At 65.5% G+C, this 21,540-nt stretch carries 14 protein-coding genes; 7 read left to right on the plus strand and 7 right to left on the minus strand.

Annotation, left to right across the window (positions count from 1 at the left end):
• Positions 1-36 precede the first annotated feature (36 nt).
• Positions 37-1,224, minus strand: coding sequence for a maltose/maltodextrin ABC transporter substrate-binding protein MalE (gene malE / locus KCX70_RS14540; RefSeq protein WP_212617976.1), 1,188 nt, complete (start codon positions 1,222-1,224; stop codon positions 37-39).
• A 250-nt stretch (positions 1,225-1,474) separates the two neighbouring features.
• Here malE (KCX70_RS14540) and KCX70_RS14545 point away from each other — a divergent pair, with 250 nt between their 5' ends.
• Together KCX70_RS14545 and KCX70_RS14550 are read left to right on the plus strand one after the other, a co-directional pair.
• Positions 1,475-3,559, plus strand: a complete 2,085-nt coding sequence (locus tag KCX70_RS14545) for an alpha-amylase (protein ID WP_212617977.1) — start codon at positions 1,475-1,477, stop codon at positions 3,557-3,559.
• Between the two features lie 122 nt (positions 3,560-3,681).
• The gene (locus tag KCX70_RS14550; protein ID WP_212617978.1) at positions 3,682-4,785 is read left to right on the plus strand and encodes a hypothetical protein; all 1,104 of its coding nucleotides are present in this window, start codon (positions 3,682-3,684) and stop codon (positions 4,783-4,785) included.
• Between the two features lie 134 nt (positions 4,786-4,919).
• Here the strand turns inward: KCX70_RS14550 and KCX70_RS14555 are convergent, their stop codons facing one another.
• Positions 4,920-6,950 (minus strand): methyl-accepting chemotaxis protein, encoded by a 2,031-nt coding sequence (locus KCX70_RS14555; RefSeq protein ID WP_212617979.1) that lies wholly within the window; start codon positions 6,948-6,950, stop codon positions 4,920-4,922.
• 217 nt (positions 6,951-7,167) lie between these two features.
• Positions 7,168-8,844 (minus strand): glucan 1,4-alpha-maltotetraohydrolase domain-containing protein, encoded by a 1,677-nt coding sequence (locus KCX70_RS14560; RefSeq protein ID WP_212617980.1) that lies wholly within the window; start codon positions 8,842-8,844, stop codon positions 7,168-7,170.
• Between the two features lie 391 nt (positions 8,845-9,235).
• Between KCX70_RS14560 and KCX70_RS14565 the strand changes: the two genes are divergently transcribed.
• The 3 genes from KCX70_RS14565 to malE (KCX70_RS14575) all read left to right on the plus strand — a co-directional run bounded on the left by KCX70_RS14565 (position 9,236) and on the right by malE (KCX70_RS14575) (position 12,925).
• A complete protein-coding gene (locus KCX70_RS14565) occupies positions 9,236-10,525 on the plus strand; it encodes a maltoporin (RefSeq protein ID WP_212617981.1) in 1,290 nt (429 codons plus the stop codon).
• 157 nt (positions 10,526-10,682) lie between these two features.
• On the plus strand, positions 10,683-11,606 hold the full coding sequence (locus KCX70_RS14570; RefSeq protein ID WP_102852206.1) for a MalM family protein: 924 nt from the start codon (positions 10,683-10,685) through the stop codon (positions 11,604-11,606).
• A gap of 74 nt (positions 11,607-11,680) precedes the next feature.
• On the plus strand, positions 11,681-12,925 hold the full coding sequence (gene malE / locus KCX70_RS14575) for a maltose/maltodextrin ABC transporter substrate-binding protein MalE (RefSeq protein ID WP_212617982.1): 1,245 nt from the start codon (positions 11,681-11,683) through the stop codon (positions 12,923-12,925).
• 35 nt (positions 12,926-12,960) lie between these two features.
• On the opposite strand, the gene KCX70_RS14580 is transcribed toward malE (KCX70_RS14575), so the two are convergent.
• The 4 genes from KCX70_RS14580 to KCX70_RS14595 form a co-directional block, all read right to left on the minus strand.
• Positions 12,961-14,295, minus strand: a complete 1,335-nt coding sequence (locus tag KCX70_RS14580; protein ID WP_212617983.1) for an MFS transporter — start codon at positions 14,293-14,295, stop codon at positions 12,961-12,963.
• Between the two features lie 46 nt (positions 14,296-14,341).
• Positions 14,342-14,668, minus strand: a complete 327-nt coding sequence (locus KCX70_RS14585; protein WP_021209244.1) for an AzlD domain-containing protein — start codon at positions 14,666-14,668, stop codon at positions 14,342-14,344.
• Complete coding sequence (locus tag KCX70_RS14590; RefSeq protein WP_212617984.1) at positions 14,668-15,381, minus strand: AzlC family ABC transporter permease; 714 nt, start codon at positions 15,379-15,381, stop codon at positions 14,668-14,670. Before KCX70_RS14590 ends, KCX70_RS14585 begins: the two co-directional genes overlap by 1 nt.
• 308 nt (positions 15,382-15,689) lie before the next feature.
• Positions 15,690-16,262, minus strand: a complete 573-nt coding sequence (locus KCX70_RS14595) for a GNAT family N-acetyltransferase (protein WP_212617985.1) — start codon at positions 16,260-16,262, stop codon at positions 15,690-15,692.
• Between the two features lie 471 nt (positions 16,263-16,733).
• On the opposite strand from KCX70_RS14595, the gene KCX70_RS14600 reads away from it, so the two are divergent.
• Positions 16,734-20,204: a hybrid sensor histidine kinase/response regulator gene (locus KCX70_RS14600; RefSeq protein ID WP_212617986.1), complete on the plus strand. Its 3,471-nt coding sequence runs from the start codon at positions 16,734-16,736 to the stop codon at positions 20,202-20,204.
• A gap of 82 nt (positions 20,205-20,286) precedes the next feature.
• Complete coding sequence (locus KCX70_RS14605; protein ID WP_212617987.1) at positions 20,287-21,537, plus strand: MgtC/SapB family protein; 1,251 nt, start codon at positions 20,287-20,289, stop codon at positions 21,535-21,537.
• The last annotated feature ends 3 nt before the right edge of the window (positions 21,538-21,540 follow it).

Here is a 21,540-nt window from a genome sequence, read left to right on the forward strand (position 1 = left end):
CGGTCGCGATACCGCGACCGGTGATCGGCGACGATTTCAGCGGGTGATGCGCTTGGCGGCATCATCCAGGGCGGCGTCGACTGTCTGCCGGCCCGAGGTGATGTTGGTCAGCGCGGCCGCCATGGACGACCAGAACATCCCCATCTCCGGTACGTTCGGCATGGGTTCGCCCATCTGCGCGTTCTCGAAGGTAGCCTTGATGTGCGGGTTGCTCGACAGCTCCTCCATGTACGCCTTGTTCGCCACGGCACCCAGCGGGACATCGGCGTTGACCGTCTTCAGGCCCTCGACGTCCAGCAGGTAGTTTTCCAGGAACTCGACGGCCAGGTCCTTGTTCGGGCTGGCTGCGTTGAGGGTCGCCGCGGTGACGCCCACGAAGGGTTTGCCGGGTTCGCCATTGATCGACGGAATCGGCGCCACACCGAAGTCGATGCCGCTCTTCTCGATGTTGCTCCAGGCCCAGGGCCCGCTGATGATCATCGCCGAGTCGCCCTTGTTGAAGGCGGCTTCGGCGACGCTGTAGTCGGCCCCTTTGGGCATGACGCCCTTCTCGATCAGATCGGCGAGGACCTTGCCGCCCTGCTTGGCGCCGGCGTTGTTGACGCCGGTCGACTTGACGTCGAGGCCAGCGTCGGTCTTCTCGAACACATAGCCACCGTTGGCTGCCAGCAGCGGCCAGGTGAAATAGGTGTTGTTGTAGTCCCAGAGGATGGCGCGCTTGCCGTTGGCGGCGAGTTTTTCATTGAGCGCGAAGACTTCGTCGAAGCTCTTCGGCGGCGTGTTGACCAGCGCCTTGTTGTAGATCAGGCCGATGGTTTCCACCGAAATCGGGTAGCCCCACAGCTTGTTGCCGTAGCTCACCGCGTCCCAGGCGAAATCAGCTACTTCGCCCTTGGTCTCTGCGCTTGGTGTGATCGGGGTGATCAGTCCGCTCTTGGCCCACTCGCCGATGCGGTCATGGGCCCAGATGAAGATGTCGGGACCGTTGCCGGTCGCGGCGGCCTGCTGGAACTTGTCGGTGGCACTGTCCGGATGTGCCACTTCGACCGGGATGCCCGTTTCGGCGGTGAATTTCTGGCCGACCTTTTCCAGGCCCTTGTAGCCTTTGTCACCGTTGATCCAGATAACCAGCTTGCCTTCTTCGATCGCTGCCATTACCGGCATCGGAAGACTGAAGGTCGCAGCCAGACCCATCGCGGCCATACCCAACAGCGTTTTGTTCATATTGCTTTTCCTCGTGGCTTCTTATTGTTGATCCCACACGCTGCAGCCCTTGGGCATTCGCAGTTCCCGCATCTTCGACCAGTGATCGGGGGTGCACATCCTCCCCCGCTTGAGCAGGGAGGGCGTAGCCACAGGGCGTAGATCACGCAGGGGATGAGAAAAAATTCCGCCTGCAAAAACGGCGTTACGCCTGCACTTGGCCGGCAGTCGGATGTTAAATGTCGCGAAAACAACAAAACGGACCGATACCATGCACCGCCGGACGCCCGCTTGTCACCTGCTGGCTTTTGCCTTCGCCCTACCCACTCAGCTGGCCTTGGCCGAGCCTTCGATCACGGCACGCATCGCTGACCAACCCATCGATCTTCGCTGGCACGAGATGCAGCCGGAGCGCTACAGCACCGAGTTGACACTGCCTGCCGGCAGGCTCGAACTGGGTACCGCCGGCGCCGCACGGTCGCAGCCGCTGGCGGCATACCGCAAGCAGACGCTGGAGAAAGACACTGCGTTGCGCTTCGACGTTCCCGCACCTGGCCGCTATCGCCTGATCGTCGATACCGGCGAGGACGCCAGCCTGCGCCTGCTGCCCATAAAGGAAGCCGAACCCGCCAAGCCAGGGATCACGTGCCCGGTGTGGCGCGGTGAGCCGGTGAGCGTCAAGGTCGATGGCGTTTTCGCCGAAGGCGAGCGCGTGCGCGACGCCTATAGCGGCCAGACCACGACGGTGCATGACGGCCGGGTCACCCTGACCCCGGCTGCGGGCAGCGATGGTCTGCTGCTGCTCGAAGCCGTCGATACACCCGCCGACATGCCCTACGACTGGCGCAACGCGACCGTCTACTTCGTCATCACCGACCGTTTCGCCAATGGCGACCCGTCCAACGACCGCAGCTACGGCCGTCAGCCCGACGGCGAACAGGAGATCGGCACCTTCCATGGCGGCGACCTGAAGGGACTGACCGGCAAACTCGATTACCTCGCCGAGCTCGGCATCAGCGCCGTCTGGATCACCGCACCCTACGAGCAGATCCATGGCTGGGTCGGTGGCGGCGACAAGGGCGACTTCCGCCATTACGGCTACCACGGCTACTACGCGCTCGACTACACCGAGCTGGACGCCAACATGGGCAGCGAGGCCGATCTGCGCGAATTGATGGCCGAGGCGCATGCGCGCGGCATCCGCGTACTGTTCGACGTGGTGATGAATCACCCCGGCTACTCGACGCTGGCCGACATGCAGACGTTCGGCTTCGGCGGGCTGCGCGAAGGCATGGCGCAATACCTGCCCGCGCAGTGGACTGCTTGGCAGCCCGAGCCCCACGAAAACCTCCACGCCTACCACAATCTGGTCGATTACCAGCACCCGGACTGGGTCAAGTGGTGGGGCAAGGACTGGGTGCGCGCCGGGCTTGGCGACTATGATCAGCCGCCGAGCGCCCTGGTCGATCCGGTCAAGGGCTCGCTGAGCTTCCTGCCCGACTTCAAGACCGAACGCGACGAGCCGGTCGGCCTGCCGGTCTTCCTGCAGCACAAGCAACCCACCGGCGCGGTGGCGCGCGAGGGCTATCGGGTCCGCGATTACCTGATCGAGTGGCTGACCGACTGGGTGCGTGAATACGGCGTCGACGGCTTTCGCGCCGATACCGTGATGCATGTCGAACCCACTGCCTGGGGCGAGCTGCGCAAAGCCGCGGACCGTGCCCGTGCAGAGTGGTCCGCCGCACACCCAGACGACCGCTTCGCCGGCTCGCCGTTCTGGATGGTCGGCGAAGTGTTCGGCCACGGCCCCGAGCCCAGCACTTATCAGGACAACGGCTTCGACGCGCTGATCAACTTCGCCTTCCAGACCGACGCGGCGCCCGGGGCCAGCGAATGCCTGGCCAAGGCCGAGCCGACCTACGCGGACTATGCCCGCCTGCTGGCCGAGCATCCCGGCCACAACTTCATGAGCTACGCCTCGTCCCACGATACCGCCCTGTTCTCCCAGCAGACCGGCAAGGATCTGGCGCTGCAGCGCGGAATGGCCAATGCGCTGTTGCTGGCGCCGGGCGCGGCGCAGATCTTCTACGGCGATGAAAGTGCCCGCCTGTTCGGCCCGACCGGCTCCGACCCGTTTCAGGGCACCCGATCGGACATGAACTGGGCACAGCAGGCGCAGCCGGACACCGCGGCACTGCTCGATCACTGGCGGACGCTGGGCCAGTTCCGTGCACGCCACCCGGCCATCGGCGCCGGACGCCACGCGAAGCTGTCGACGCGGCCCTACGCCTTCTCGCGGGTACTCGGAGACGATCGCGTGGTGGTCGTACAGGCCGGCGCGTCCGTCAATCGCTGAGCCGGGCAAGGCCGGCGGCCCGGGCAGCTGGGCCGCCTGGCTGGCCGCGAAGCGATACGCGGCCACACCTCCCGACACAATTCCCGAACCCGCGTTACCCATCGACTGGAGAAGCAGCCGCCATGCACGCAACCCTTAACCCCCGCCAACAGGCCCAGCTTGCATTCGTCAGCAGTGGTGCGGAGCTCGAAGTCGGCCATCCGGACGACTGCCCGCTGCCCCTCGCCACATTGGCGACGACCGACGGCAGCGAAGCCTATGTAAGCCAGGTACTGTCCGGCGGGCTTACCGCGCACGTCTACCGGATCGAAGCGCAGGGGCGCAGCTGGACGCTCAAGCGCGCCCGGGAGCGCTGCCTGGTGCAGAATGCCGACGGCCAGACGTCCTTCCTCAATGAAGTGCAGCGGCGCGCCGATCTGCGCGCCCTCAAGGCACGCCCGGAACTGGCCGATCGGCTCGAGGGCATCGTCGACACCCGCTATGCAAGCTTCAGACACGGCGTGCTGCTGTCGCCCTGGATCGAGGGCAAGGTGGTCAGCGACTGGAACGAAGCGCGCCTGACGGACCTGTTCGATACCGTCATCACGCTCGCCTCCTATGGCCTGTTCGAGTGGGACCTGTGCCCCGGCAACGTGCTCGACGATGGCCGGATCCGCCTGTTCGATTTCGGCTACCTGTACCGCTTCGATCCCTTGCGCGAGTTCAACAGCGACGGCCTCGCGGGGCCGGGCTTCCATCCGGTCGAGCGCTTCGAAACGCGGCAGTTCTTCGCCTGGTTGCTGAGCCAGGAGCGGCTGGGCAGCGATCGCGCCCTGGCCGCGTTCCGCCTGGAAAAGGCCATCGCCCTGGAGCGTTACCAGGGTTGGCGCAGCGAGCTGGAGCAGCGGGGCGCGACCTCAGCCGTGCTCGACAGGCTGACCGCCGTCATCGGGCGCTGGCAAACGGCATTGTCCGGCTCGGCTGAAGCGCTGTACCTGTGCGAGGCATGGCGCTCGCATCGCCTCGACCTGGCCGACGATCTCGACGGCCAGACCTGCACGCCGCTGACCTTGCAACGGCTCGCCTGGCTGCGCGACATGGCCGAGACCCGCTATGGCGATCTCCATCGCTGCGGTGCCCTCGCCGGCGAACAGAGTGGCGGCCGCGCAGCCTTGCTGGACCAGTTGCAGCGAGCCGAAGCACAGGCGATCGGCTGGCAGGTGCCTGGCGCCACGCCACAGCCCTGAACGACCGAGTCGCTCGGCACGCCGAGCGACTCGGCTTCGGCAGCGCCGGATCGACCCAGGTGATCGCGCGTGGCCGAAGCGCATCGGTGCATCCGCCCGCGCCCGGCCCGAGTGCCCTCGGCCAAGGCCTCCGATCAGGTGTAATAGCGCGCGCACAACGCCTGCTGTTCGGCTGACATCCGCGCCTGCCGGTCGCTGCTTTCGCTGATCGCCACCACGCTGCCCATGTTCTGCTCGGCGGCCGAGTCGATCGCATGCATGCCCCGCGACACTTCCTCGGCGGCAAGGCGCTGTTGACCGGTCGCCGAGTCGATTTCCCGCGACATGGTCGCGATGTGTTCGACCTGACGGCGGATGTCCTGCATCAGCTGATCGGCCATGCCGACCTGATCGAGGTTGGCCTGCATCTGCGCGCGACTTTTCTCCACCGATTGCACCGCCGAGGCGATGCCCTGCGCCAGGCGCTCGATGCGTTGCTGGATCTCTCCGGTCGACTTCGCCGTGCGCTGGGCCAGCCCGCGCACCTCGTCGGCGACCACGGCGAAGCCGCGCCCCTGCTCGCCCGCACGCGCCGCCTCGATGGCCGCGTTGAGCGCGAGCAGATTGGTCTGGTCGGCGATGCCGCGGATGACCACCAGGATTTCACCGATCTGCTCGCTGAGCACCTCGACGTTGGCGATCTCGTCCACGCTCGCCTCCAGCTGACGCGCCAGGGTGGCGGTGCTCTCGCGGGTGTCGCTCATCAGCTCGCTACCCTGACGGGCCAGGGTCTCGACGCTGCCGACCCGTTCAGCCGTCTCTCCGGCATGGCGGGCGACCTCGCCGAAGCTGGTCTCCAGTTCGGTCAGGCTGGCGACCAGCGCACCGATGCTGCTGCGCTGCTGCTCGAGGCCGGCGCGCGCCTGGTTGCAGGCGTCGGCGTTGCGGCGCGCGATCTCGTCCTGCTCATCGGCGTTGCGCCCGAGCTGTGCCAGCGCGTCACGCATGTTGGCGGCGACCCGATTGACGTGCTCGCTGACGCGTCCGAACTCGTCGGCCTTGCGATAGCCGCACTGATCGCGCAGATCGCCGGCGGCCAGGTGCTGCAGGGTCCCGGTGACAGCGCCGAGCGCAACGCGCATGGTGCGGCTCAGCCACAACCCCATGAACAGCGCGACCCCGATCGACAGCCCGGCCATCCAGAGCAGCCGGATCACGCCAAGCCGGTAGGTGTCCTGGGCCCGGGCGAGCTGCTCGTCGCTGGCCTGCTGGGCACTGGCGATGAGCGTGCCGATGTCGTCGCGGGCCTGGCGCTGCAGGCCGCTGAGCTGGTCCTTCTGCTCACGGTTGGCCTGCTTGTCGCGAAGCCAGCCGTAGTACTGCCCGACGGCGCCTTGGCCGGCGACGTCCAGCTGCCGCTCGATGGCCTCGAATGGCGGACGGAAGCTGTGCCCGTAGTCGGTGCGGCTGTCCTGGTGCGGCGCCAGGTCCAGCAGCACATTCTCGAGTTTCTTCCTCAAATCTGGCAGGCGTTCGGCCACCTTCGTTGCGGCTTCGTCGAGCTTGCCGGTCGAGGCGCTGCCGATCGCGTCGAACATCGTCGCTTCGACCTGCTCGAACGGGATGATGAACTGCTTGATCGAGTAGGCCGCCAGGTCGTCATGGGTGACGAATTGCGCCTGCAACAGGTCCTGCTTGAGGCGCGAGAACTGCAACTGCAGATCACGCAGGGCGACGGCGTTGTGGCCGACGCGCTGGAGCAGGCCGCGATGCGCGTCGATCAGTGCGAGGCTGCGACGGTCGAGCTCGGGCAACAACTCGCTCAAGCGCTGCTTGGCTTCGGTGTGACCCGGTGTCAGGCGATCGAGCTCGGCGAGTTTCTCGACCGCCCGCTGGTGCAGTTCCTGGTGCCGTTCGACAAACGCATCGAGCTGCTCCGGCCGATCCTCGGCGAGCGCATCGGAGAGGTTCTGCGTCAGACTCTGCAAGGTGCTGAAAAAGCTTTCGCTGATCAGCAGGCGTGAGGCCGTGGTGGAGATCTGTCCGGCGTTGTCCTGCAAGCGGCCGATCGCCACCAGGCTGGTACCGGCCACCAGCATGAGCAACGCGACGAGCGCGGCGATCAGCAGATAAAGGCGCGGCAGGAAGCCGAGCCGAAAGAGGGAAAAACGCGGATGGACGGACATGACAGCTCCTGGCGCGACAGCGAACGCGACGACTTGTTGTTGTCACGCCAGAATCGTCCGGGCCGGGATTACACACATCCTCCCCCTGTCGCACTCCCCAGGAGGAGTACCCAGGCGTAGAAAAGCGCCCAGGGCGTAGACGTGTGCGCTCGGACCGACCCTTGCGGTCGATCCGGCCAGCCGCCGGGTCGCGCCGGCCAGAGCCGGCGCGCGTCGCTTAGAAGGAACCGCTGGTACTGGCGCCCGCGGCACTGGTGAGGCGGTTGTTGCCGCCTGGCTGCCAGGTCTTGACCTGACTCGGATTGGCTTCGCTGCGCACGATGCACTTCCACTCCACCGCCTGCTGCGCCGGCAGGCTGATGCTGCCCTTCCAGGTCGGGTAGCTGCTGACATCGGTGAGGCGGACCGCGTTGGCCGGGTTCCAGCTGCCGAGTTGCGTCAGATTGCCGACCGCATAGACGCTGTCGCCCCACTGGGTTACACCGTTGTCGCAACGGAAATTGACGCTGACCAGGCCGCCGTCGCCGCCATCATCGCCGCCGTTTTCGCCGCTGCCGCCGGTGGTCCAGATCCGAATCTGGCCGTTGTCCTGACTCAATGCCTGATTGAAGCTGGCACTGCTGACCTGGCCCGGGTTGTCCAGGTTCGAACCCAGGGCGATCACCAACGTCTGCGCCGTGCCCTGCACCGTAGCGACCAGCCCCGAGTAGCCGCTGTGGAACTCGATGGCCGAGTCCGCCCGGATGCCCGCGGCGCGGCGGATCTGGATCAGCTGGCGGATCAGCGGACCCTGCCCCCAGTCGTACATGTGCGACCAGTAGACCACCGGCGTGCCAGGGCTGGAGAGGATATAGGCATAGGCCTGGCGGACCAGATCGTCACGCAGCGCCCAGTGATGCTGGCCACCGTTCTGCCCCGGCGAATAGCCGGTGTCGTGGTTGTCGATGAAGGTCACCGCCACTTCGCGCCAGCGCGGGTCGGGATTGCCGTTGAGGCCGTTCTTCCAGTCGGCGATCGAGCCATTCTGCATCCGCTCCTTGAGGGCGAAGTCGAAGACCGGGCATTTGGCCCGGTCGGACCAATCCTTGATCACCTGCTGCCAGCTGGCCGTGTTGCGCCAGTCCCAGCTCGGATATTCGCCGGGCGATTTCCACAGTTCGCCCACGCAGAATGCGTTGTCATGGGCCGCGCTCATCCAGCTGTCGACCCGCTCCCCGGCGTAACCGCGGACGAAGTCGAAGCGAAAGCCGCCAGCGCCGTAGTTGCCGCGCAGGTTCGCGAACTCGTCGCGGAACATGCCAAACACCTGGGGGTTGGCGGTGTTGAGGTCCGCATCGCCGCCCATGAAGCGATCACCGTCATCGCAGTCGTTGGCATAGTTGCCCGGGTCGCTGCAGTCGTGCCGCCAGAAGCCCTGGCCAGCCGGCAGGTTGATTTCCTTGTCGGGATAGCCGCGGTTCATGTGGTTGGGCACCACGTCGTAAAGCACCTTTACCTTCGCGGCGTTCAACGCGGCAGCCGCCTGCTTGAGCTGGCCATCGCTGCCGTAGCGACCGTTCTTGTTGAAGTCGTGCCAGAAGTAACCTTCGCCGCCGCCGGAGTTGGCACCGTCGCTCCAGCTTGAGAAGTCGCGCCAGGGCACCGGCATCCAGATGGCGCTGAAGCCGTCGGCGGCGATGGTCGGCGCCATCTCGCGCAGCCTGTCGTACCAGGCATTGGGCGCCTCGCGCACGGTGTTCCAGTGAAAACCCTGCAGAATGATTTCGTCGCCACCGTGGTAACGCACGCCGGCCGGGCTCTTGCCCGTCAGGTCGGCGGCATGGGCCGTACCCAGGGTCAGCAACAGGGAAGACGCCGCCAAGGCGAGGCGGGTCGTAGATAAGGCATGTCTCATCGAAGTAGCTCCACTCTTGTATTTGTTGTGAGCACCCGACAACGGCCACCGGCTTCCCGGACGGCCGGGCGCAGTCGGTGAAACCACATCACCGACCCGCCCAGCCTGCCCCGCAGCCCCACCCGGCCATACCTCCCCAAGCGGTTTATTCGAGGCTTAGTGGCCAGGCGTACTACGCGCCGCCATCAGCGGCGCCAGCCTCCTCCCCCACTACGCCCCGCCGCTCCGCCTGAAAAAAAACACCCCGGGAGGATGTTGCGATTTTCATCGAACCGCACGCTTTCACCGCCGTCAGCCCAAACCGGTTTCACCCGGAGCGATCAGTTGGCGCCAAGGCTGGCAAAGCACGCCGGTCACACTTGACCAACAAAAAGAACAAAGGACTTTCGCGATGACTCCGCAACAATCCGTGCGTTTTTTTAAGCCCACCCTGCTCTGCACCGCCCTGCTGGCGGCCATGCCTTCGCACGCGGTGGATTTCCATGGCTATATGCGTTCCGGCGTCGGTGCGACCGCAGGAGGTGGCGATCAGGCCTGTTTCCAGGCCGCCGGCGCACCGGCCAAGTACCGCCTGGGCAACGAATGCGAAACCTACGCTGAAATCGGCCTCGGCCAGGAAGTCTGGAAGGAAGGCGAACAAAGCTTCTACGTCGACAGCATGATCGCCTATAAATCGGGCCAGGCTAACGACTGGGAAGCGACCCGCACCGACACCAATGGCGGTGCCAACAACCCCTACGACGAAGGCGGCGACGTCGCCATCCGTCAGTTCAACGTGGTGGGCAAGAACCTGATCGCGAGCCTGCCGGGCGCCGACATCTGGGCGGGCAAGCGTTACTACAAGCGCCACGACGTGCACATCAACGATTACTACTACTGGGACGTCTCCGGCCCCGGCGCCGGTATCGAAGACATCGACCTGGGCTTCGGCAAAGCCAGCATTGCCTGGATCCGCAACACCGATGGCGAGTGGACCTACCAGGGCTCCGGTACGGGCACCAACATCGCCAACGACACCCTGGACTTCCGTGTTGCCGAGATCGACGTCAACCCCAACGGCAAGCTGGAAATCGGCTACGACTATGGCAAGGCCAACCTGACCGACCTGCAGGAGCGCGACGACGGCTACCAGGACCAGAAGGGTCACCTGGTCACCCTCGAGCACACCCAGGGCAACTGGTTCGGCGGCTACAACAAGCTCGCCCTGCAGTACGGCACCGACGGCATCATCGGCAGCGGTGGCCACAACACTACCGGCAACAGCGATGGCGACATGTTCCGCCTGGTCAACCAGGGCGTGGTCGGGCTGACCGACAACGTCGAAATGATGTACGTGCAGATCTACGAAGACAAAGACTTCGACAACGACTCCGGCCAGAAATGGCTCTCCTTCGGCGTGCGCCCGGTCTACAAGTGGAACGAGACCATGAGCACCGCGCTGGAATTCGGCTACGACCGTGTCGACCCGCAGGCCGACGGCGAGCGCAGCCGCGATCTGAAGAAACTCACCCTGGCCCAGCAATGGTCCGCTGGTCGCAGCTTCTGGGCACGTCCGCAGATCCGCGTGTTCGCCACCTACGCCAAGTGGGACGGTGGTCGCTACCAGGCGGCCAGCGAGTCCATCGACGCCGGTGACGACGACGGTCTGACCTTCGGCGTACAGGCCGAGGCCTGGTGGTAAGCGCCTGACGGTCGGGCGACGTGCAACGGTTCCTCTCCTCCCGTTGCGCCCGCCCGATCGCGCTGCATCTCTTTTTTCGCTCCCACCGTTCCGGCGGTGCTTTTACCCCGACCATGGCTGGTCGGGGTCTTTTCGATTGGCGACTGGAGTGTTGATCATGAAAACGCTGCGATATTCCCTGCTTGGCCTGGCCGTGCTGCTGGCAGCCGGTTGTGGCAACGAACCGCTTCGGCGTGTGGATGCGCTGGCGCAGACCCCGGCGCCCCTGGACATGCCGATACACAGCGCGCGCCAGGCGCTGGCTAGCGCCCCGATCTGCTGCGATGCGATCGATGCGTTCCCCTTTCAACCGTTGCCGGCCAACTTCTCCGGTAACGTGACCCTGGATTCCTCTGCCCCGGCCTACGACTTCAAGACCGGCAAGAGCTTCTTCCGCGCCTTCGCCCTGCCGCGTGACAGCAAATCCTTCGAGATTCGCCTGTACAGCCAGGCGGGCGACACCGTACTGGCGCCCAGCGTCATGCTGCTCGACAGCCGCTTGCGCATGACGCGCCTGCTCGATGCCGACGACTTCACCTATGTCCCGGCCGAGGGAATGAAGGGCGACAGCCTCGACGCGCGCCTGCGGGTCGACCGGCTCTATCTGGACAACCCCGGCAACGAACAATACCTGGTGATCTTCGCCTCGGAGCGCGACAGCAACGGCAAGACCACGCTGCAGCACCCGGCCAAGGCCTACGCCAAGGCGTTAGGCAACGAGCCGCCGAGCATCCCCGATCCGGTGGCACAGCATTCGCCGGTTGGCGTGATCAAGATGGTACTGATCGAAGACCGCGTCGCCGGCCAGCAGGCCAACACCTACGTGCCCGCCTACAGCATCGGCGGCGAAATGGGCAATCAGCTGCCCTCGACCCCTGCCCCCGCTGTACTGCCGGAAACCCAGGCCTACTACCGCCAGGGCATCGATGCGGCACTGGCCAGCAAGGATCTGGAACGCGCGCTACGCCTGGCTGACGAGGCGGCCCGCATCGGCGACAGCGAGGCCCGCGCCTATCTGCTGGAGCGCATCCAGATCAAATAGGTGGTTGATTCGCAGGACCCTCCACCCGGTTCCGGACAGGGCCGGGTGCGTCGCTACCGAGCAAGGAGCTGCACATGATCAGGTTGCGCCACACCGCATGGCTTTTGATGCTTGCCTGTCTATCCACCACCGCACCGGCCTTCGAACGCGGCAAGTTGCTGGTCTGGGTCAATCAGGACAAGGGTTACAACGGCGTCGCCAAGGTTGGCGAGCGTTTTCGGACGGAAACGGGCATCGAGGTCGAAGTGGCCACGCCGCAGGACCTCGCGGCGCGCTTCGACCGTCTCGCCGGGACCAGCAAGGGTCCCGATATCGTCATCTTCGCCCATGATCGCTTCGGCTCCTGGCTCGACGCCGGCCACCTCGCCGCGCTGCAGCCGAGCCCCGCAGCCCTGCAGCGCACGCCGGGGTTCACCTGGGAAGCGGTCAGCGTCGGCAATCGCATCTACGGTTATCCGCTATCCACCGAAGTGGTCAGCCTGATCTACAACCCAGACCTGATCGAGTCGGCGCCGCGCACCTGGCGCGAGGTGGTCGAGCTGGACCGCCGCCTTCGCCAACAGGGTAAGCGCGCCATCGCCTGGGACTACGCCAACCTCTATTTCTCCTGGCCCGTGATCGCCGGCAGCGGAGGCTACAGCGTCCGCAAGCGCGACGGACTGTACGACCTGGGCGACCTGGGCATCGGCAATCCGGGCGCGGTCGCCGGCTTCGAGCAACTGCGCCAGTTGCTCGACCTCGGCGTACTCGAGCCGGAAGATAGCTACGACAGCATGATGAAGGCGTTCAAAGCCGGCGAACTGGCGATGATGGTCAATGGCCCCTGGGTCTGGAACGAACTGCGCACCGCGGGCATGCGCATCGGCATCGATGATGTTCCGGGGATCGACGCCGACCGGCGCGGCAAGCCCTTCGTCGGCATCATCGCGGCGGCGGTCAATGCGCACAGTCCCAACCAGACCCAGGCGCAGCGCTTTCTCGAGGACTACCTGACCACCGCCGATGGGCTACGCGCCATCGACGCGGACAAGCCGCTAGGCGCGGCCGCCAACCTCGAATTGCTGGAAACGCTGCAGCAGGACCCGCTGATCGCCCATACCTACCAGTCGGCGGCCAGCGGCGAGATCATGCCGGACATCCCCGAGATGAAGCGCTTCTGGAGCCTGTTCCAGACGCGCCTGCAACCTATGCTCAGGGGTGAGTTGAACATTCCGGCAACGCTCGAACAGATCAGTACCCGCCTGAAGCGCCACGGAGACATGCAGATGGTGCGTCGACGCTTCTACCCCGTCGCCAGCGCGGCCGGGGACGAGCGCTAGCCAGGCGCTCGCCGCTACCGAAGTGCCGCTGACGGTCAACCCGCCGGCGGCAGCGGCCGGCGCAACAGCCAGTAGCGCAAGCGCAGCGCGAACTCCGGCACCGAATAGCATATCCAGCCGATCACCAGCACGTTCATTAGCGCCACAGCTAGAAACAGCTGCGGGATCGTCAGCCCGGCGACCGTGAGCAACACGATGGAAAAAATCGCCGAGACCACCATGAAAAAGGCGTTGAGAATGTTGTTCGCGGCCACCACCCGAGAGCGCTCCTCGAGGGCCGTGCGGGACTGGATCAAGGCGTACAGCGGCACGATGTAGAGCCCACCGAAGGTGCCCAGCCCGAGGATATCGATCAGCACCCACCAGGCGTGCGGCTCGGCCAGCAACATCGACCAGTCCCGGGCCACCTCTGCGGCCGGCACACCACCGGCATGCCACCAGAGCAGCACGCCGAACAGCGTCAAACCGCTCGAACCCAGTGGCACCAGGCCCAGCTCCACGCGATGCCGGGACAACCGCTCGCAGAGCATCGAGCCCAGCGCGATACCGATCGAGAACACGGCCAGGATGAGCGTCACCACTCCCTCGTCGCCCTGCAGCCAATCACGGGCGAACGCCGGAATCTGAGTCAGGTACACCGCGCCGAGAAACCAGAACCAGGAATTGCCGATCATCGCGCGGGAAACGGCGCGCTGCTGCCCCAATCCCAACCGCATGATCTGCAGCGACTGGCGCAACAGGTTCCAGTCCAGCCGCAGGCTCGGCAATGCCGCCGCCGACAGCGGAATCGCCCGGCTGGCGAGAAAGCCCACCGTCGCCAGCCCCACCACCGCCACTGACACCCACAGGGCGTAGTCGAGATAGCCCATCAGGACGCCCGCCGCGATGGTGCCGCCGAGAATCGCCAGGAAGGTTCCCATCTCGACCAGCGCATTGCCGCCGACCAGCTCATCGGGCCGCAACTGCTGCGGCAGGATCGAGTATTTCACCGGCCCGAACAGCGCGGATTGCGTGCCCATGCAGAACAGTACGACGAGCAGCAGCGGCAGGTTGCCCAGCCACATACCCAGCGCACCGACAAGCATGATGAGGATCTCGGCGAACTTGATACGGCGGATCAACCAGGCCTTTTCGTACTTCTCGCCGCACTGGCCGCCCAGTGCGGAGAACAGGAAGAACGGCAGGATGAACAGCAACGCGCAGAGGTTCACCAGCAGGCTGACATCGGCGGTGGTGCCCAGCTTGAAGAGGATCGCCAGCACCAGCGCCTGCTTGAACACGTTGTCGTTGAAGGCACCGAGCAACTGCGTCAGGAAGAACGGCAGGAAGCGTCGCGTGCCGAGCAGGCCGAACTGCGAATGCGGGGTCATTGCGGGTCTCCGCGTTGATCATCCGAAACAGGGTTTACCGGTGGGTTCATAGCGGCAATTGCCCAAACGCCCAGCGCATGACGAAGAAGCTCAGCAGCCCGCCGGCAATGGTCGCCAACAGGTTGCGAGTCAGCGCCGCCACCAGGATCGACAGCAGACCGGCCAGCAGATAGGCATTGTGCCAGTCGAGCGCCCACTCGCCCTCGGGCCGGAGCATGCCGGGCACCACGATGGCGGTCAGCACGGCGACTGGCACGTAATGCAGGCCCTGCTCCACCACGCGCGGAAAGCGCAGGTCGGGCCAGGCGAAAAAGCTGTAGCGCGTCATGAAGGTGATCGCCAGCATCCCGATGATCAGCAGCCAGGTCTGCATCAGTGCACCTCTCCCTGTAGTTGACGTTCGGCTCGTCGCTCGAGCCAGACACCGACGACGATGCCCGCCAGCGCCGCGGCGATCAGGCCGAGCTTGTACGGCAGGTCCCAGGTCATTAGCGCCACGGCCGCGGCTACCAGCGCCGACGCCACCTGCGGGCAGGTGCGCATCATCGGCACGGCGATACCGATGAAGGTCGCGATCATGGCGAAATCCAGGCCCCAGCTGGCCACGTCCGGCACCGCCTGGCCGAAGGCGATCCCGGCCAGCGTCGCCAGCTGCCAGGAGAGGTACATGGTCAACGCCGCGCCGAAGAAGAACCAGTGCTTGTACCGCGCGCCATCGTCCCGCGCGTAGCGGTGCTGAATGACGGCGAAGGCCTCGTCGGTCAGCCAGAACGCCAGCGGCACGCGCCAGCGCCCGGGCAGGTGGCGCACGAAGGGCTGCATGGCCGCGCTGTAGAGCGCGTGTCGCAGGTTCACCACGAAGGTCGTCAGCAGCACCACGGCAGCCCCTACGCCTCCGGTAATGAGTGTGACGGCGATGAATTGCGCAGAGCCGGCGAACACCAGCGCCGACATGCCAATGGTCTGCCAGGGCGACAGACCAGCCCCGATGGCCAGCGTGCCGAAAATGATGCCGAACGGGATCGCGCCGACGATCAGCGGAAGAATATCGCGACAGCCATGCAAGAATTCCTGCAAGCGGGACATCAAGGCTCCTTAGGTATGCACCGCAGCCGGTGAAGCGCTACACGCCGCTGACGAGGTGTAGAGCAAGACGAGGACGGGCTGGGCGCCGCGGCGCGGCCTGCCCGTGAAAACCGCCAACATTACCCTAAGCGGTGGCTCGCCGGCGACGGCCGTTGCCCTCGACACCGTTCGCGCGTTCATGCCTCGTGCCGGCCGGTTGCCGCGCGCAGAGCCGCGGATTCGCGATCAGGCAGACGCTTGGAGCTGCACGGCCGAATGGCCGACTGCAACCAAGATGCACAACCCGGTCACGAACCGGCCGAAGCCGCCTACTGATCATGGCCCCGCGCGCCCAGCGCATCCCTGACGGCAGGCCATTCAACATCGGTGATGCTGTAGACCACCGTATCGTCCAGCCGCCCGTCGGCCAGACGACGGTGATTACGCAGCACGCCCTCGCGCTGGGCACCGAGCTTTTCGATGGCCCGTTGCGATCGCAGGTTGCTGGCTGCGGTTTTCAGTTGCAGCCGCACCAGCTGCCACTCCTCGAAGGCATGCCGGAGCAACAGCTGCTTGATTGAGGTGTTCAGACCGCTGCCATGCTCGGCCTGGTCCAGCCAGGTCCAGCCGAGTTCGGCGGCCGGCAACGCGGGGTCGAAGTCGGCGAACCGGGTGGTGCCGACGATTCGATCGGCCATGCGCAGGGTAAACACCACCGCCCGGCCCTCGCGTTGCTCGGCGAGCGCCAGGCGATACCAGTCAGGGCGCAGGGGGCCATTGAGATAGATGAGCTGGTCCCGGTTGCGCTCGGCCAGCGCCACCAGGGCCGGAATGTCCGCGTCGACAAGCGGCTCCAGGCGCAAGGCGCCCCTCTGCAAGGTGACCGGGCGCGGCGTGAACATCGCAAGCTCTCCTGAATCGACGGAACGAGACCCTGTGTGATCCTTGCGCAAGCGGGAAGTGCCCCGTCGCCCTCCCCTGGGCCGTCAGCGGCTACAGCGCAGTGCGATGTCGCAAGGGTACTCGCGGGTTGCCGCATGCCGAACCACCCCGCCCGGCACGGCGCTATCACCGCTGCGCTGCGACGAACAGGCTCATGCGACGATGGTCGCAGCCGCAACACGCTTGGCGCTTTTACTGCGAAACTTTGCATACTCATCTACTGCTGAGCGGCAGCCACCGATTTCCGTAATCTGCCGAGCCCGGGTAGCCGCCCGAGGGATACCGGCATCAACAACCGCAGCGGCAGATTCGGCCGGCGTGAGCGCCGTGATCGCCCTGCTATACCGGCCCCGGCGTCGCCTGGCTCGATCGACGCGAAGTCGCGGCGGGATCGGTGTCAGCCGCTTTTTCACCTGTCATCTGGAGTATGCATGTCGTTGTCCGGTGGGCTGATCGCGCTGGTCGCCTTCACATATATGGCCGTGTTGTTCGCCATCGCCTTCTATGGCGATCGCAACAGCGCGCCGATGTCGCCACGTGTGCGTGCCTGGGTCTACAGCTTGTCGCTGGCGGTCTACTGCACCAGCTGGACCTTCTTCGGCGCGGTCGGCCAGGCGGCCGAGCAACTGTGGTCATTCCTGCCGATCTACCTCGGACCGATCCTGCTGATGCTCCTGGCGCCTCAGGTGATCCAGAAGACGATCATGATCAGCAAGCAGGAGAACATCACTTCGATCGCCGACTTCATCGCCGCGCGCTATGGCAAGTCGCAGTTGCTGGCCGTGGTCATCACCCTGATCTGCCTGGTCGGGGTGCTGCCTTACATCGCCTTGCAGCTCAAGGGCATCGTGCTCGGCGTGAACCTGCTGATCGGCAACCACAGCGAGGCCGCCGCCGGGTCCGGCACCCAGGACACCGCGCTGATCGTATCGGTGGTGCTGGCCCTGTTCACCGTGCTGTTCGGCACCCGCAACCTGGACGTGACCGAGCACCACCGCGGCATGGTGCTGGCGATCGCTTTCGAGTCGCTGGTCAAGCTGTTCGCCTTCATCGCGGTGGGCGTCTTCGTCTCGTTTGGTCTGTACGACGGCTTCGGCGATCTGTTCAACCAGGCGTATGCGTCATCGGCGTTGACCGGTTACTGGGAAGAAACGGTGAACTGGCCATCGATGCTGGTGCAAACCACCGTGGCGCTGATGGCGATCGTCTGTTTGCCGCGGCAGTTCCACGTGACCGTAGTGGAAAACATCGAGCCGCGGGACTTCCGCCTGGCGCGCTGGGTATTCCCGCTGTACCTGGTGCTGGCCGTGGTGTTCGTCATTCCGATCGCCCTGGCCGGGCAGATGCTTCTGCCAAGCGGCGTCAGCTCCGATTCCTTCGTGATCAGCCTGCCCCTGGCCGAAGCTCACCCGGCGCTGGCGATGCTGGCGTTCATCGGCGGCGCCTCGGCGGCCACCGGCATGGTCATCGTCGCCAGCGTGGCCCTGTCGACCATGGTCTCCAACGACATCCTGCTGCCCTGGCTGCTGCGCCGCAAGGAGGCCGAGCAGCCGTTCGAGGTGTTCCGTCACTGGATGCTCTCGGTGCGCCGCATCAGCATCGTCGCGATCCTGCTGCTGGCCTACGTCAGCTACCGGCTGCTCGGTTCCAGTGCCAGCCTGGCCACCATCGGCCAGATCGCCTTTGCCGCGCTCACTCAGGTGGCGCCGGCCATGGTCGGCGCGCTGTACTGGAAGCAGGCGAACCGACGCGGCGTTTTCGCCGGCCTCACCGCCGGTGCACTGATCTGGGTGTACACCCTGGTGTTGCCGCTGCTCGGCTGGCCGCTGGAGATGTTCCCCGGCCTGCAATGGATGTACACCACCGAGCTGCCGTTCAACACCAGCGCGCTGACCCTGGGCGTTACGCTGTCGCTGGTCGGTAATGCCACGCTGTTCTTCTGGGTCTCGATCCTCTCGCAGACTCGTGTCGCCGAGCACTGGCAGGCCAGCCGTTTCATCGGCCAGGAAATACACGCCACCCCCAACGCTCGCCGGCTGCTGGCCGTGCAGGTCGAGGATCTGCTCTCGCTGGCCTCGCGTTTCGTCGGTGCCGAGCGCGCGGAGCTCAGCTTTCAGCGTTTCGCCCGCCGTCACGGCCATGATTATTCGCCCAAGCAGCAGGCCGATGGTCAATGGATCGCCCATACCGAGCGGCTGCTCGCCGGTGTCCTGGGGGCATCCTCGACACGCGCCGTGGTGAAGGCCGCGCTGGAAGGCCGCGACATGCAGGTCGACGACGTGGTGCGCATCGTCGGCGAAGCCTCCGAAGTGCTGCAGTTCAACCGTGCCCTGCTGCAGGGGGCGATCGAAAACATCACCCAGGGCATCAGCGTGGTCGACCAGTCGCTGCGACTGGTGGCCTGGAACCACCGCTATCTGGATCTGTTCGAGTACCCGGACGGCCTGGTTTACATCGGCTGCCCGATCGCCGACATCATCCGCTACAACGCCGAGCGTGGCCTGTGTGGGCCCGGCGACCCGGACACCCACGTGGCCAAGCGACTCTACTGGATGCGCCAGGGCCGCGCGCACACGTCCGAGCGCACCTTCCCCAATGGTCGCGTGGTCGAGTTGATCGGCAATCCGATGCCGGGCGGTGGCTTCGTCATGAGTTTCAGTGACATCACCGCCTTCCGCGAAGCCGAGCGCGCGCTCAAGGACGCCAACGAAGGCCTGGAGCAGCGCGTCAGCGAACGAACCCTGGAACTGTCCGAGCTGAACAAGGCGCTGACCGCGGCCAAGAGCACTGCCGAGGCAGCCAACCAGTCGAAGACGCGCTTCCTGGCAGCGGTCAGCCATGACCTGATGCAACCGTTGAACGCCGCGCGATTGTTCTCCGCCGCGCTGTCGCATCAACACGATGCATTACCCGCCGAAGCCCGTGATCTGGTCCGCCATCTGGACAGTTCGCTCCGTTCGGCCGAGGACCTGATCTCCGACCTGCTGGACATCTCGCGCCTGGAGAATGGCCGTATCACCCCGGAGCGCAATCCGTTCCCGCTGGCGACGCTGTTCGACACGCTGACCACTGAATTCAGCATGCTGGCGGTCGAACAGGGCGTCGACTTCAAGGTGCATGGCAGCCGGTTGCGCGTCGACAGCGACATCCGCCTGTTGCGCCGCGTGCTGCAGAACTTCTTGACCAATGCCTTCCGCTACGCCAAGGGCCGCGTAGTGCTCGGCGTGCGGCGCCAGGGAGCGTGCCTGCGGCTCGAAGTCTGGGACCGCGGCCCCGGCATCGCCCAAGACAAGCTGCGGGTGATCTTCGAGGAGTTCAAACGCCTGGATAGCCATCAGACCCGCGCCGAAAAGGGCCTGGGACTCGGCCTGGCGATCGCCGATGGTTTCTGCCAGGTACTCGACCATCCGCTCTCGGTGCGCTCCTGGCCTGGCAAGGGCAGCGTGTTCAGCGTCACGGTACCGATTGCCAGCAACCTCGTCCGGCAGGCCAAGCCCAACGGCAGCGGCGACACGCCACAAACCGCGCTGACCGGCATCCAGGTGCTGTGCATCGACAACGAGGACAGCATCCTCGTCGGCATGCACAGCTTGTTGTCGCGCTGGGGCTGCCAGGTCTGGACCGCCAGTAACCGAGCGCAATGCGAGGCGTTGCTCAAGGAAGACGTGCGGCCGCAGCTGGTGCTGGTGGATTATCACCTGGACCACGGCGAGACCGGCTCGGAGCTGATGGCCTGGTTGCGCACGCGCCTCGGCGAACCGATCCCCGGCGTGGTGATCAGCGCCGATGGCCGCCCGGAGCTGATTGCAGCGATCCATGCCACTGGCCTGGATTACCTCGCCAAGCCGGTCAAGCCCGCCGCGCTGCGTGCGCTGATGAGCCGCCATGTGCCGCTGCACTGACGCCACCTTGCGCCACGGCAAGTGTCGGTTGCAGCGCGACGGCTAGACTGACGCTATCCCTGGCCGCCGACGTGTTGCGCATATGTCCTACGAGTTGTCGTTGAACCTGGCCACCGCCCTCGGCGTCGGCCTGCTGATCGGTACGGAGCGCAGCTGGAGCGGTCGCGGCAATACCGACGGCATGGAGGAACTGGCGGGCATTCGCACATTCGGCCTCTGCGGGCTGCTCGGTGGGCTCGCGGCACTGAGCGCCGGTCATTTTGGCGCACTCGCCTGGATTGCCGTGTTCGTCGTGCTGGCCCTGCTGACCATCGCTGGCTACTTGATCGAATCCCGTTCCAACGCCGATTACGGCATGACCACCGAAGTGGCGCTGCTGCTGACGTTCTTGCTCGGCAGTCTGGCCGTCGTCGAAAGCCGTTTGCTGGCCGCATCCCTTGCCGTTGTGGTGGCCTTGCTGTTGAGCCTGAAAGCGCGCCTGCACGGGGCGTTGCGCAAGCTCAGCGAGGCCGAACTGAGCGGCGCGCTGAAGCTGCTGTTCATCTCCGTGGTCCTGCTACCGGCGCTGCCCAACGAAGGCTACGGCCCCTGGCAGGCCTTCAATCCCTATACCACCTGGTGGATGGTGGTGCTGATCGCCGGCATAGGCTTCGCCGCCTACGTCGCCATCCGTCTGTTGGGGACCCGTCACGGACTGCTGGTCACCGCCCTGCTCGGCGGCATCGTCTCCTCGACTGCGATGACCATCACCCTCGCCCGCCTGGACGCCGAAAAGCTTCGCCCGGCCCTCGCGGCTGGCCTGCTGGCTACCTCCGCGTTGATGTTTCCGCGAGTGCTTCTTGAAGTGGGACTGATCAACCGCGAGCTGCTGCCGTCGCTGCTGGCGCCCATGCTGACAGCCGGCTCGATCTATGCCGGCGGCGCCTTCTTCTACTACCTGCGCGCGGCGCAACAGCCGGAGAACGCGGCCGAACCTCCATTGAAGAATCCATTCGAGTTGGGCCCGGCGCTGCGCTTCGGCGGCCTGCTGGTGGTCATTCTGTTTGTTGTCGAGGGCGCGCGGCGGCTGTTGGGCGATACCGGTATCTATCTGGTCTCGCTGCTGTCGGGCCTGACCGACGTGGATGCCATTACCCTGTCGCTGTCCAACAGCGCGCGAACCGACCTGAGCGAGCTGGTTGCGGTTCGCGGCATCTTTCTCGCCGCCTTCAGCAACAGCCTGGTCAAGGCCGGGCTGATCCTGCTCATCGGCGGACGCGCCTTGGCGACGCTGACCTTGCCGTTCATGTTCGGCGGCCTGCTCGCCGGGCTCGCGGTGCTGTGGCTGCTGTGAGCC

Source organism: Stutzerimonas stutzeri (assembly GCF_018138085.1).
GTDB lineage: Bacteria > Pseudomonadota > Gammaproteobacteria > Pseudomonadales > Pseudomonadaceae > Stutzerimonas > Stutzerimonas stutzeri_AI.